Genomic DNA, 12,168 nt, shown 5'->3' on the forward strand with positions numbered 1-12,168 from the left:
CCCTACTTAGACTCAGCAGCTGAGCCCATATGAGCGAGCACACCTAAAATGTCTTGATAGAAACTTTCTCGCGTTCCTTGACGCTTTAATTCTTTATATAGAAGACCATCTTGAATGAATAAAATACGCTCACAGTAACTCGCACTAAATGCATCATGTGTAACCATCAAAATACTTACATTGTGATTTTCATGTAAATCTTGCATCGCTTCTAATAAGCTTTTTGCATTTTTACTATCCAGCGCTCCTGTCGGTTCATCTGCTAATACGATTGCTGGATTATGTACTAAAGCTCGTGCTGCCGCTGTTCTTTGTTTTTGCCCACCAGAAACAGCAGTTGGATATTTTGTTAAAATTTCAGTAATCCCTAATTTCTTCGCGACCTCATTTACCTTTCCCGTAATCTCACTTGAAGGTACGCCTTGCAGAGAAAGTGGTAAAGCAATATTTTCATAAATTGATAAGTTTTCAAGTAAGTTAAAATCTTGAAAAATGAATCCTAATTTTTGAGATCGAAAATCAGATAAAGCATTCCCCTTCATAGAAGTAATATTTGTACCAGCTATTGTCACACTGCCACCTGTTGCTTGATCCAATGTACTAATCACATTCAATAAAGTCGTTTTTCCAGATCCAGAAGGCCCCATAATCCCGACGAATTCCCCTTCTTTAATACTTAATGACACACCCCTTAATGCTTTTGACTGATTCTCATTTCTTTTCCCATACGTTTTTTCTACACTTTCTACAGTAACTACATTTGTTGACATCTCTTTCACTCCATCCCTTTTGTATAAAGTTAATTTCTCACATATTTCTTATTTTTTTCTCATGTAAATCCTTAAGAGTTTTTAAATTTTTCAAACAAAAAGAGTTACACGGGGACCATGAACCTTTTTCCTACTTCATATTCTCATTTTTCTACAACTCGTTCCTTCGATTTCGCTTACATTTACCTTACATTTTTGTAAGGTAAATAATATTACAGACCAATTCATAAGGGGACTTTCTATATAATGAGAAAAAATTTTTATTTTTATCAAAATGAATAGGATATATAAATAACAATAATAATAAAATAAAAAACAATATAATTTTATTTTAAAACGATAAATTGTATGATAAAATCATGTTGTCATTAAATAAATGAGGTGCTTTTTATGAAACTAGTTACAACACTCTTTTTAAAGTTAGCTATTGTTTTTATAGGTATAGTAGTTCTTGCATTGTGCATATTTTTAGTGCCTAAAATCGGGAATTTTGCTGGAGAATTATATCCAGATATTGCTTTTATGAAATCTCTCGTTTTAATCGATATGTATGTAGCAACAATACCTTTTTACTTTGCTCTGTATCAAGCTTTTAAACTTTTAAGCTATATCGATAAGAACAAAGCTTTCTCGGAATTATCAGTAAAGGCTTTAAAAAATATAAAATACTGTGCCCTCACGATCGGTACCTTATATTTGCTAGGTATGCCACTTTACTATCTCATGGCAAAAAAAATTGACCCTCCAAGTTTTATACCAATTGGATTGATCATTATTTTCTCCTCTATCGTGATTGCTGTTTTTGCTGCAGTTCTCCAAAAACTCTTACAAGAAGCCATTCGTATAAAATTAGAAAATGCTTTAACAGTCTGAAGTGAAATATATGGGAATAAATGATGAAAGGATAGCGATTAAGCTATCCTTTCATCATTTATTATGGTTCTTTCATTACTTTAAATTCAGTAATACATGTTAAAGGTGTGTTTTATTATTCATCTCTATTTCTTATTTTTTATTTCCTCTTTCATATTTTGCACAAACTCATCTAGTCCAATCACTTCTGACTTATCTTCACCGTATTTACGTACATTTACAGATTCGTTCTCCATTTCCTTATCCCCAATAACAAGAACATAAGGAACTTTTTGCATTTGCGCTTCTCTTATTTTATATCCTAACTTTTCATCTCGAACATCTCGTTCCACACGAACGCCAGCTTGTGCTAACTTATCTGCAACATCATCTACGTATTGTACATGAACTGCATTCGAAACTGGAATGACTTTCACTTGAACTGGTGCCACCCAGGCTGGGAACGCGCCTCCAAAGTGTTCAATTAATATAGCTAAGAAGCGGTCTAAAGATCCTAATACTGCTCGGTGAATGACAACTGGTCTTCTCTTTTCATTCTTCTCATCTATATAATTTAAATCAAACTTCTCTGGCATTTGGAAATCTAGCTGGATTGTTCCGCACTGGTGACTTCTATTTAAAGCGTCTTTTATATGGAAGTCGATTTTCGGTCCGTAAAATGCACCATCACCTTCATTTAGTCTATATTTATAATTCAATGAATGTAATACATTTTCTAGTGCCGCCTCTGCTTGCTCCCATAACTGATCATCACCCATTGAATCTTCTGGACGAGTAGAAAGCTCTACTTCATATTCGAACCCAAAAGTTTTATAAACGTAATCAATTTGCGCCATTACGGATTTAATTTCATCTTCAATTTGTTCTGGTGTTACAAATAAATGAGCATCATCTTGGCAGAAAGTACGAACTCTTAATAATCCATTTAAAGCCCCACTAAATTCATGTCGATGTACTTGACCGAATTCACACATGCGAATCGGTAATTCGCGATAAGAATGCAATTTATTTTTAAACATAAGCATATGTCCTGGGCAGTTCATCGGTTTTAATGCAAAACTCTTTTTGTCTACTTCAGAGAAATACATATTGTCTTTGTAATGCCCCCAGTGCCCTGACTTTTCCCATAATTCTTGATTCATCATAAATGGAGTACGCACTTCTTGATAATTGTACTCTTTTTGAATTCCTCTTAAAAATGCTTCTAATTCATTGCGGATAATCTGTCCTTTCGGCAAGTAAAACGGCATTCCTGGTGCCTCTTCAGAAAACATAAATAACTCTAATTCACTACCTAGCTTACGATGATTTCTTTTTGCTGCTTCCTCAACAAAATGTAAATACTCCTCTAATTCTTTTTGAGAAGAGAATGCAACACCATATATACGCTGAAGCACTTGATTGTTACTATCCCCTCGCCAATATGCACCTGAAACGTGAGTTAATTGGAATGCTTTCAAATAGCCTGTTGACGGTAAATGTGGTCCTCTACATAAATCTACAAATTCACTTTGTTTATAAAGTGTTACACTTTCCTCATTAGGAATCGCTTCTAAAAGTTCTAATTTCAAGTGATCGTTCATTTCTTGAAACAATTTTTTTGCTTCTTCTCTTGAAACCTCAACTCGTTCTATTTTTACATTTTCATTTATAATCTTTTTCATTTCTTTTTCGATTTTCGGTAAATCTTCTACGTTTACACTACTCGGAAGATCCATATCATAATAAAATCCATTTTCAATAACAGGCCCTACACCGAGGTTTACATTACCATACATTCTCTTTACAGCTTGCGCTAAAATATGTGCCGCAGAGTGTCTTGCAATTTCTACACCTTCATTTGAATCTATAGTAATGATTTCCACTTTCGCATTTTCTTCAATATTTCGGCGTAAATCATATAACTGATCATTTACCTTTCCTGCGACTGCTTTCTTTTTCAAACTATTGCTAATCGAACCTGCAATTTCTTCTAAAGTAATTCCTTTTGTAAATTCTTTAACGCTTCCATCCGGAAATTTCATTTCAATCATCTGTTCTTTCATTTTTCATCTCTCCATTTCATAATAAAAAGCACACTCATCCCTAAAATAGGGACGAGTGTGCTTATACCCGTGGTTCCACCCAGATTCCCATCGTAAACATACAATGGCTTCTTTTACGGTAACGTCGTTTACACGGCACTAGATACTTCATTTCCCTAGTGCAGCTCTAAGGTGGTAAGTTATTTTTCTGCGTTAGGAAGTTCTCAGCTTTCCTTCCTTCTCTGTATAACCGGGTAAAATAACTCGTGTCCTTTTCTTCGCTTATTATGAAATTGAATGCAAAAAAGCATATTCATCCCTAAAATAGGGACGAATATGCTTATATCCGTGGTTCCACCCAGATTCCCATCACAAAATGCAATGGCTTCTTTTGCGATAACGTCGCTTACACGGCACTAGATACTTCATTTCCCTAGTGCAGCTCTAAGGTGGTAAGTTATTTTTCTGCGTTAGGAAGTTCTCAGCTTTCCTTCCTTCTCTGTATAACCGGGTAAAATAACTCGTGTCCTTTTCTTTGCTTTTAAAAGTACATCCATTAATTGTTATTTACTATATCTTATTCATTTTATTATTGCAAGTGTTTAAAAAAGTTTTTTATTTTTAAAAAAGAAACCAAAAATAGATTTTTGGTTTCCTCTTCACAATTTTACCAATCTTGTGGTTCGTAATTTAAGTCTGAAAATAGACGTCGTTTCTCTTTTTTCGATAAATCTCTCCACTGTCCGACTGGTAAATTATTCAACTCAATATTCATAATTCTAGTACGTTTTAACGTGTATACTTGATAACCTAAAGCTTCACACATACGACGAATTTGGCGATTTAGCCCTTGTGTTAAAATAATTTTGAACTCATATTTTGATAACTGTGTGATCTCACAAGGAAGCGTTTTCGTTCCTAAAATTTTCACACCAGCTGCCATTTTCTCTAGAAAATCAGGTGTAATTGGCTTATCTACAGAAACGATATATTCTTTCTCATGTTTGTTTTCAGCACGTAAAATTTCATTAACGATATCACCATCATTCGTTAACAAAATTAAACCGTCTGAGTCTTTATCAAGACGCCCAATGTGACTAATTCGTAAAGGATGATTCACTAAATCGATAATGTTACCTTTTACAGCTTTTTCACTTGTACATGTAATACCTACTGGTTTATTTAAAGCGATATATACGTGATCTCGAGCAATACGAAGTTGCTCTCCATTTACGCGTACATCATCACCTGGATTTACTTGGTCACCAATTTTTGCAACCTTACCATTAATAATTACTCTTCTCTCATTAATTAATTTATCTGCTCCACGTCGAGACGCTTTTCCAGCTTCACTAATAAATTTATTGATACGCAAATTAGGCACATCCTTTTCAAAAAAATTCAAGCTCACACTGCTTCTACCGTACAATACAAAAGGGTAAGCCTTCTATTATAACTTAAATATATTAACATGAAAGGGTATATAACGTCTTCTATTAATTACTCGTTTATAAGAAAATATCTTTATTATACATTCATTTATGCACGTTTTGTACACTTAATATACAAGCCACTCTTCCTTACATACAGCTTGTTTACCTCTTATATCTGCTAAATCTTCATGAATATTCGCTAGTTTATACAACTTAGGGAAAATCTCATCTACATAATTTTGATGCGCCATTTCATCTTTCCAATAAGTTAAAACGATATAACGATTTTCAGTTTTTAAAGACTTCCCAATAACGCCACCTAACATCCCTTTTGCATTTTCCATTCCTTTATTCCAAATTGTTTCTTGTTTATGTAAAAAATACTTTTCTTTTTCCACCTTTACATCACATATAGCAACTCTAACGAATGATCCTTCTGTAACAACGTCTTTCAAAGGCGTATCAGTAATATCATACAACGTTTGAAATAGTTCAATTTCACATGAAAGAAACGTATCCTCTTGATTACTATTTACATAAATGGTATCGTGAGCACCATTCATAAATGATTGATACGCACCCCTATCATTCCATAAAGTAAATACACACGCCTCATTTTCATTCCATCCACCGAATTGTCCATGAAAACCATCTAGGTGCTGTATATCACGCCATTTTTCTTGCGCACTTGAAAACAATTCCTTTTTCTCTTCTTCCACCTTACAGTAGATTGTTTTTAGTAGCATTTCTAATTCCCCCTTATGATATAATTTATCTTACTCTTACACCCTTTTGTTTACATAATATTTTTATAATCACCTAAATACTCTTTATACACATATAGAATTAATCATATTTATCCCTAAATCCATCAAACCATTTATCTGATTTTATTTCAAATAATTCAGAATACAAAAAGTTGTAATCCTTACCGAATTACAACTTTAGCTAATCTCCCTTATTCATCTTTTGCTCAAATAAATAATACGTAATTTCTCCCGGATAATGTAATACAGTTACCTTACGCTCCCCTTTTTTAAAAGTAACAGTATGCCCGTTTTCCCCTAAGTCTTCCCATCCACTTACCTTTTTAATAGGCATTACACTTATATATTTATAATCCTCTTCCTTATTATCGTTAATATGGATTGCTGACATTGGTACTGGAAAATCTTCAATTTTAGATTCTTTGTCCAGATATATGAGTACAAATAAGCCAACTAATAACATAGTCATTGAAATATTTGAAACTAGCTTTCTTCTATTCATTTTTACTAAAAACCCTCTTTTCTCACATATTACTTTCATCATTTTACTAATCTTAGTTATTTATGTATATAAAAAATATAATTAAAATTAATTACATACTATATTCTCTACCAACAATAATATTATTATTGTATATTATAATTAAAAGATATTTATTTTTGGAGGTATTACCCATTGAAAAAATTATTTTTTAATAAATGGACAATAGTTATTTCTATTTTTATTATTACCAGTACGATTTTCTACACAACTAAAGATAAAAATAATAACGAAAAAACTATCGCAGAAACAATTGATACAAAAACTTTTAAATCTAAATTACAACCAAAAATTGATGAATTAACTACAAATTATAATGAAATCATCGAAAAAAATTGGTTGCCTGCCTGGGAAGAGATTAACACGAACGGAGATTCAGTAGACAGAGATAAACTATTAGTTACAATGACTGCTGTTTCCAAGCAATATGAAAAAATTATACATGAAATAGATACTTTGAAAATTAATGAAAATATATCGGAAGTACAAATACAAGAACAACTAGTTTATTTCACAACAGAATTTAAGACTGCTTCTACATTTATGAAAAACGCAGCAGATTTAATTATAGACAGCGCAAATAACTCAACTCCATCCAATGAAACAATTGAAAATACTAAACATGTTTTAGGACTTGCAGATCAACACATTGTTCTCGCTTTATCTACTTTAAATGAAGTTGAAGATAAATTAGGACTTTCGAAAAAATAGAATTCTTTACTATTTTAAAATAAAAAATGATTGCATTTCACTAAATGTATATCTATAATGTTTTTATTGATTCTATACGCAATCAATGCGTATAAGTTATTAATTTTATAATTCGGATGAACCATTCAGGAGAAGATCTATTGATCTACCGACGGGGCAAAAAGTTGCTGAATCAACTTTGAAACTCTCAGGTCTTGGTTACAAGTAGAACTGCATGGGGACGAATCTCTGGAGAGACTCCCTCTCGCTTTCATATAGCGCGGAGGAAAACGAGCGCCGAAGGAGCAAATCCGCTATTTTAGCGGATAATCTCTCAGGTAAAAAGGACAGAGACAAGCGAAAGAAAATGCCGATTTGTATCGGTTTATTTTTCTATCCCTTGTTTCTCCAGAGACCATTTCATTTACTTGAAGTGGTTTTTATTTTTTCTAAATAAAGGAGAATACAGATGGAGACAGTAAGTAAAGTATTAGAACAAATCAATCACTATGTGTGGGGATTACCAACGTTGTTGTTACTCGTTGGTACTGGTATCATTCTCACAGTGCGTTTAAAAGGTTTACAGTTTAGTAAACTATTATACGCTCACAAACTAGCTTTTAAAAAATCAGAAGATACATCTTCCTCTGGAGATATTAGCCACTTCCAAGCACTTATGACAGCTATGGCGGCAACGATTGGTATGGGAAATATAGCTGGTGTTGCAACTGCTGTGACAATCGGTGGACCCGGTGCGATCTTTTGGATGTGGATTACTGCGTTGTTCGGGATGGCAACAAAGTATGCCGAAGCAATTCTTGCAGTGAAATACCGTGTTAGCAATGAAAATGGTGAATATTCAGGTGGACCAATGTACTATTTAGAACGTGGTTTAGGTAAGAAATGGCTTGCTGTTTTGTTTGCTATATTCGGTACAACCGCTTCTTTCGGTATCGGTAATATGGTGCAATCTAACTCAGTTGCAGAGGCAATGCGAATTAATTTCTCTTTCCCCCCTGCTTTAACTGGTATAGTAATGTCGTTTTTAATCGCCATTGTTATTTTAGGCGGTGTTAAAAAAATCGGGAAAGTGACAGGATATATCGTTCCTATTAAAGCTTTCTTTTATATCATTGCTGGTCTTATTATTATTTTCTATCACTACGATCAAATTCCAGAAGCATTTTCACTTATTTTTTCTGGTGCATTTAATGGTACTGCAGCTGCTGGTGGTTTTATCGGTGCAACAGTTGCATCAGCTATTCAAATTGGAATGGCGCGCGGTGTATTTGCGAACGAAGCTGGTTTAGGGAGTGCACCAATTGCCGCGGCGGCTGCAAAAACAGATTCACCTGCAAAGCAAGCTTTAGTTTCAATGACTGGTACTTTTCTAGATACGTTTATTGTATGTACCATTACAGGACTAGTATTAATTACTACAGGTGCATGGAAATCTGGTAAAACTGGCGTTGAAGCTACCACACTTGCGTTCCAATCTGTATTCGGTACTGCAGGTAGTATGATTCTCGGTATCGCGATTATATTATTCGCCTACTCTACTATTTTAGGGTGGTCGTATTACGGAGAGAAATGCGTGGCTTATTTATTTGGAGAAAGTGCTGTTAAATATTATAAAGCAATCTTTATCGTCATGATTGCTATTGGTGCGAATTTAAAATTAGGCATCGTATGGACATTCGCTGATATTGCAAATGGACTTATGGCGATTCCAAACTTAATTGGTCTAATTGGATTAAGCGGTATTGTTGTTGCTGAAACGAATCGCTTTTTACAAGCAGAGAAATTGAAAGAAAGTCATAAAAAACAGGCAAGTTAATCACTTTAAAAAGGAATGGCTCATTTAAAATAAGCCATTCTTTTTTTTCTCTATTTCAATTCCTTTCCCTTCTGAACCATATGTAAATACAGTACAAAATCCATCATAGTCGACGAATGACCAAGTTGACGAATCATTGCTGTTATATTTCCTCTATGATATGTACCATGATTTACGACGTGTTGCACTAATTCTAAAATTGAAGTATCTAGTGTCCCTGCATATGGATTCTTGATAACAAATACAGCATTCACGTCTTGTATTGTAATTAAAAAGTCTCTATATTGATTTGCCATGTTTTCAAACATTTTTTCTAATTCATGTAACGATTTAGTTTCGATTTGTTTTCGTAAATTTTCTCGGTCTTGTATTGCTTCATTCATACTTTTACCATGTAATATGTGTAGCCACACTTGATCTGTAATATAAATATGCGCAAAAGTATCCTTAATTGATGGAAATACACTCTGTATCTGTTCATTAAAAATAGTCTCATAGTTTGGTAATTCTTTTAGTCGATTGAATAAACGTATATTAGCCCAAGCATGATAATCCACCTGTTTTAACATGTACTCTTTCAATCGAAATCGCCTCCTTATTGTATGAAACGTATGGCTTGTTTCTTCATTTCCGATTCTCTATCAGCTTTTGCAATTCCTTTTTCTTCAATTTCACGTTTATTTATAGTTTTATACTTTACATAAGTAAAGAATTCTTTTCTAAATGGAAACGGTGTAATCCGAATTGTTTCCTCGTCCACCCATTCAGCTTGAATAGGTTTCTCCTCCTTACTATTAAACATTTCTGTTCCCTCAAAACCATCTTTAAACAAATCAATTTCATCTTTCTTTTCTACACCTGGTTTATTCATACAGACATATAAAGAAAGTTCATCGCAAAACTTTAATAATCTATAATGTTTATCGAACATCGTAAATTGTTCTTTTGTTAGCGTTGTCAATATTCTTTTTTGTCTTTCCAATTCCCCTGTATAAAATGACATCATCTCTTCATCTTCCTCATTTAATGGAAATGATAAAAAATGCTTACTACAAAGTAATGCTCCGTATGGATTTGAATCTTCAATTTCATTCAAACCAATCGTATAAAAGACAAAGCGTAATGAACTTGGACAATCCATAAATGTATATGGGACATTTTTAGCATCATTCAAAATTGGTACTTTATCAAGTTCTATCCAGCCTCTATCATGCTCATATATTGCATCAATTGTCTCTTTTAAGTATGTGTTATCTTCAAAAAAATCTTCTTTTATATGCTTCGAAATCTCTCCAGCTAAAAAACCATGATCATGTTGACGAATTAATATACTTTCTTTCTCATCCTTTTCACGAAAAATCATCCGTATACTCCCCCTCATCCTCATATTACAGCGTTTTCTATGCATCAATTCTTAATTAATCCCTAATTATTAGCAGGGATTCAGTTTCCTGCAACGAAATTAACATAACTATATAGCATTCTTTCTAACAATATAAATAGTTTTATCTTTACTATCCATTATACTAAATCATTCATTCCAAAAAAATTTTTTATGAGGTGAAAACATGAACAAAACAGAATTAATTAAAAATGTCGCACAATCAGCTGATATTTCTCAAAAAGATGCTTCTGCGGCTGTACAATCCGTTTTTGACACAATTGCTACTGCATTACAATCTGGCGATAAAGTTCAATTAATCGGATTTGGAACTTTTGAAGTGCGCGAAAGATCTGCTCGTACAGGGCGTAATCCCCAAACTGGCGAAGAAATCCAAATCGCTGCTGGTAAAGTTCCTGCATTTAAAGCAGGTAAAGAGTTAAAAGAAGCTGTGAAATAAACAAGAAACCAGCCATTTTAAAGGCTGGTTTCTTGTTTTAATTTAGTAATTCCTTTATATTCTCTGCATGATACACTTCACAAATATAAAATATACATTTGCAGTTACTTACAATTTGATATTTTCTTGTTGGATACACATTCGCCGAAACAGAGCATCCATCAAATAATTCAATAATATTTCCAGAAGGCTGATACCCTTCGTATAATACGTTTCTTCTTACTTCCATCTTTTCTATAAGTGTTTCAACTGGAATGTTTCCATTCTCTAATTCACTCTTAATTGTATTGGGTAAAAACGAAGTGTCCGCAAAAATTAGATTTTCAGATAACACTTTTCCTTTATAACTAACATGCGATACACGGTAAAGAAATGTTCCGTTTTTATCAAAGAAATTCTTTGCTTCTTTCGGGATGTACTGTCTATCAAGTACCTCTTGTTCGAGAACATCAAACTGAACTGTATCATTTAAAAGCTTTTCTAAAGCATGAATAGATGATGTATCTCCAGAAAATAAAATATTTTTAATTGCTTGTACATTATAAGTGAATTCATTTGTTCTATTTTCCGCCACTAACATGAGGAACACCTCTTCTATAAGATATTTTATTAAACTTATTTATAATTTAAAAGCGCTACTGCGTCTAACTGTGTGATTTCAGTTACTTCTTTACTAAATATTGCAATTGAAGCCATATAATCTACACTTGGCCTTATATCTTCCATCATTGTATTTTCTACTAATTCATGTCTATCCTTAAAAACCAACAAATTTGGAGGATCATTTGGAGCTGATACAGTAATATGCACTGGCGGAATCATTAATCCTTCACCTGTCGCTTTTAGTACTGCTTCTTTTCGAGTCCAATATGTTAAAAAACCTTCTATTCGCTTTTCATTAGATAATTTCATAACTTGTGCTATTTCAATCTCTTTTAATACGCCTTCTGCCATTTTCAGAACATCTACATTTGGATTCATTTGTTCCACATCAACACCAACAAGTGCTGACTTTGTAAATGCAACAACTACCCAATCCCCAGAATGTGAAACAGATAACTGCGGCATTCCTTCTGGTAGTTGTGGTCTGCCATGTTGCAACTTACATACTGGGCACATTCGATTAATCGGTACTTGAACTGGTGACATAGAAAGTATCTTTCCAAGAACTAATCTACTAATTACGCAGCCTATTATAAAACGGGCACGATCTGCCGAGTGGTGGTATGAATTTGCTTTCTCTCGTTCAACATCATTTAGTAAATTGTAATGCCATGATTGTAAATCCGAAATTCTTCCCCACCATATTTGACAATCATTCTCATTCAAAGTTGGTATAGAATCTACAACTTTCCTTTCAATCATGTATATTCTCCTTTATTCAACGAATAT

General features: G+C 33.4%; 13 protein-coding genes, 1 riboswitch and 2 other annotated features. Of the genes, 4 read left to right on the plus strand and 9 right to left on the minus strand.

The window, feature by feature from the left end:
* Nucleotides 1–2 precede the first annotated feature (2 nt).
* A complete protein-coding gene (locus tag QCI44_RS16545) occupies nucleotides 3–770 on the minus strand; it encodes an ABC transporter ATP-binding protein (protein WP_000106430.1) in 768 nt (255 codons plus the stop codon).
* 390 nt (nucleotides 771–1,160) lie between these two features.
* On the opposite strand from QCI44_RS16545, the gene QCI44_RS16550 reads away from it, so the two are divergent.
* Entirely contained in the window at nucleotides 1,161–1,643 is a 483-nt protein-coding gene (locus tag QCI44_RS16550; RefSeq protein ID WP_016087948.1) for a DUF2975 domain-containing protein, read from the plus strand.
* Nucleotides 1,644–1,768: 125 nt separating this feature from the next.
* Here QCI44_RS16550 and thrS read toward each other — a convergent pair whose 3' ends face one another.
* From thrS to QCI44_RS16570, 4 genes are all read right to left on the minus strand, one after another.
* Nucleotides 1,769–3,688: a threonine--tRNA ligase gene (thrS, locus tag QCI44_RS16555; RefSeq protein WP_353811345.1), complete on the minus strand. Its 1,920-nt coding sequence runs from the start codon at nucleotides 3,686–3,688 to the stop codon at nucleotides 1,769–1,771.
* A 44-nt stretch (nucleotides 3,689–3,732) separates the two neighbouring features.
* Nucleotides 3,733–3,955: a binding site (T-box leader), on the minus strand.
* A 35-nt stretch (nucleotides 3,956–3,990) separates the two neighbouring features.
* Nucleotides 3,991–4,212 (minus strand) — a binding site (T-box leader).
* A 122-nt stretch (nucleotides 4,213–4,334) separates the two neighbouring features.
* Nucleotides 4,335–5,042 (minus strand): pseudouridine synthase, encoded by a 708-nt coding sequence (locus tag QCI44_RS16560; RefSeq protein ID WP_016087950.1) that lies wholly within the window; start codon nucleotides 5,040–5,042, stop codon nucleotides 4,335–4,337.
* A 183-nt stretch (nucleotides 5,043–5,225) separates the two neighbouring features.
* Nucleotides 5,226–5,846, minus strand: coding sequence for a YdbC family protein (locus QCI44_RS16565; RefSeq protein ID WP_016087951.1), 621 nt, complete (start codon nucleotides 5,844–5,846; stop codon nucleotides 5,226–5,228).
* Between the two features lie 202 nt (nucleotides 5,847–6,048).
* Nucleotides 6,049–6,411, minus strand: coding sequence for a hypothetical protein (locus tag QCI44_RS16570; protein WP_088084214.1), 363 nt, complete (start codon nucleotides 6,409–6,411; stop codon nucleotides 6,049–6,051).
* Nucleotides 6,412–6,543: 132 nt separating this feature from the next.
* Here QCI44_RS16570 and QCI44_RS16575 point away from each other — a divergent pair, with 132 nt between their 5' ends.
* Both QCI44_RS16575 and QCI44_RS16580 read left to right on the plus strand, forming a co-directional pair.
* Nucleotides 6,544–7,119 (plus strand): hypothetical protein, encoded by a 576-nt coding sequence (locus QCI44_RS16575; RefSeq protein ID WP_016134440.1) that lies wholly within the window; start codon nucleotides 6,544–6,546, stop codon nucleotides 7,117–7,119.
* A 218-nt stretch (nucleotides 7,120–7,337) separates the two neighbouring features.
* Nucleotides 7,338–7,459, plus strand: a riboswitch (glycine riboswitch).
* 108 nt (nucleotides 7,460–7,567) lie between these two features.
* Entirely contained in the window at nucleotides 7,568–8,935 is a 1,368-nt protein-coding gene (locus QCI44_RS16580; RefSeq protein ID WP_016087954.1) for an alanine/glycine:cation symporter family protein, read from the plus strand.
* A gap of 50 nt (nucleotides 8,936–8,985) precedes the next feature.
* Here the strand turns inward: QCI44_RS16580 and QCI44_RS16585 are convergent, their stop codons facing one another.
* Both QCI44_RS16585 and QCI44_RS16590 read right to left on the minus strand, forming a co-directional pair.
* On the minus strand, nucleotides 8,986–9,516 hold the full coding sequence (locus QCI44_RS16585) for a DinB family protein (protein WP_016087955.1): 531 nt from the start codon (nucleotides 9,514–9,516) through the stop codon (nucleotides 8,986–8,988).
* A gap of 14 nt (nucleotides 9,517–9,530) precedes the next feature.
* The gene (locus QCI44_RS16590; protein WP_016134438.1) at nucleotides 9,531–10,298 is read right to left on the minus strand and encodes a DUF3891 family protein; all 768 of its coding nucleotides are present in this window, start codon (nucleotides 10,296–10,298) and stop codon (nucleotides 9,531–9,533) included.
* Between the two features lie 205 nt (nucleotides 10,299–10,503).
* On the opposite strand from QCI44_RS16590, the gene QCI44_RS16595 reads away from it, so the two are divergent.
* A complete protein-coding gene (locus QCI44_RS16595; RefSeq protein ID WP_001043907.1) occupies nucleotides 10,504–10,776 on the plus strand; it encodes an HU family DNA-binding protein in 273 nt (90 codons plus the stop codon).
* Between the two features lie 37 nt (nucleotides 10,777–10,813).
* Here QCI44_RS16595 and QCI44_RS16600 read toward each other — a convergent pair whose 3' ends face one another.
* The gene (locus QCI44_RS16600; protein ID WP_016134437.1) at nucleotides 10,814–11,356 is read right to left on the minus strand and encodes a chorismate pyruvate-lyase family protein; all 543 of its coding nucleotides are present in this window, start codon (nucleotides 11,354–11,356) and stop codon (nucleotides 10,814–10,816) included.
* A gap of 35 nt (nucleotides 11,357–11,391) precedes the next feature.
* On the minus strand, nucleotides 11,392–12,141 hold the full coding sequence (sfp, locus tag QCI44_RS16605; RefSeq protein ID WP_016134436.1) for a 4'-phosphopantetheinyl transferase Sfp: 750 nt from the start codon (nucleotides 12,139–12,141) through the stop codon (nucleotides 11,392–11,394).
* Nucleotides 12,142–12,168: the final 27 nt, after the last annotated feature.

It is taken from the genome of Bacillus cereus group sp. RP37 (assembly GCF_040459695.1).
GTDB lineage: Bacteria > Bacillota > Bacilli > Bacillales > Bacillaceae_G > Bacillus_A.

What these genes read in the sequence shown, in the direction of transcription:
- QCI44_RS16545 (WP_000106430.1), bottom strand. Translation starts at nt 770, where the DNA reads ATGTCAACAAATGTAGTTACTGTAGAAAGTGTAGAAAAAACGTATGGG.
- QCI44_RS16550 (WP_016087948.1), top strand. Translation starts at nt 1,161, where the DNA reads ATGAAACTAGTTACAACACTCTTTTTAAAGTTAGCTATTGTTTTTATA.
- thrS (WP_353811345.1), bottom strand. Translation starts at nt 3,688, where the DNA reads ATGAAAGAACAGATGATTGAAATGAAATTTCCGGATGGAAGCGTTAAA.
- QCI44_RS16565 (WP_016087951.1), bottom strand. Translation starts at nt 5,846, where the DNA reads ATGCTACTAAAAACAATCTACTGTAAGGTGGAAGAAGAGAAAAAGGAA.
- QCI44_RS16570 (WP_088084214.1), bottom strand. Translation starts at nt 6,411, where the DNA reads ATGATGAAAGTAATATGTGAGAAAAGAGGGTTTTTAGTAAAAATGAAT.
- QCI44_RS16580 (WP_016087954.1), top strand. Translation starts at nt 7,568, where the DNA reads ATGGAGACAGTAAGTAAAGTATTAGAACAAATCAATCACTATGTGTGG.
- QCI44_RS16590 (WP_016134438.1), bottom strand. Translation starts at nt 10,298, where the DNA reads ATGATTTTTCGTGAAAAGGATGAGAAAGAAAGTATATTAATTCGTCAA.
- QCI44_RS16595 (WP_001043907.1), top strand. Translation starts at nt 10,504, where the DNA reads ATGAACAAAACAGAATTAATTAAAAATGTCGCACAATCAGCTGATATT.
- QCI44_RS16600 (WP_016134437.1), bottom strand. Translation starts at nt 11,356, where the DNA reads ATGTTAGTGGCGGAAAATAGAACAAATGAATTCACTTATAATGTACAA.
- sfp (WP_016134436.1), bottom strand. Translation starts at nt 12,141, where the DNA reads ATGATTGAAAGGAAAGTTGTAGATTCTATACCAACTTTGAATGAGAAT.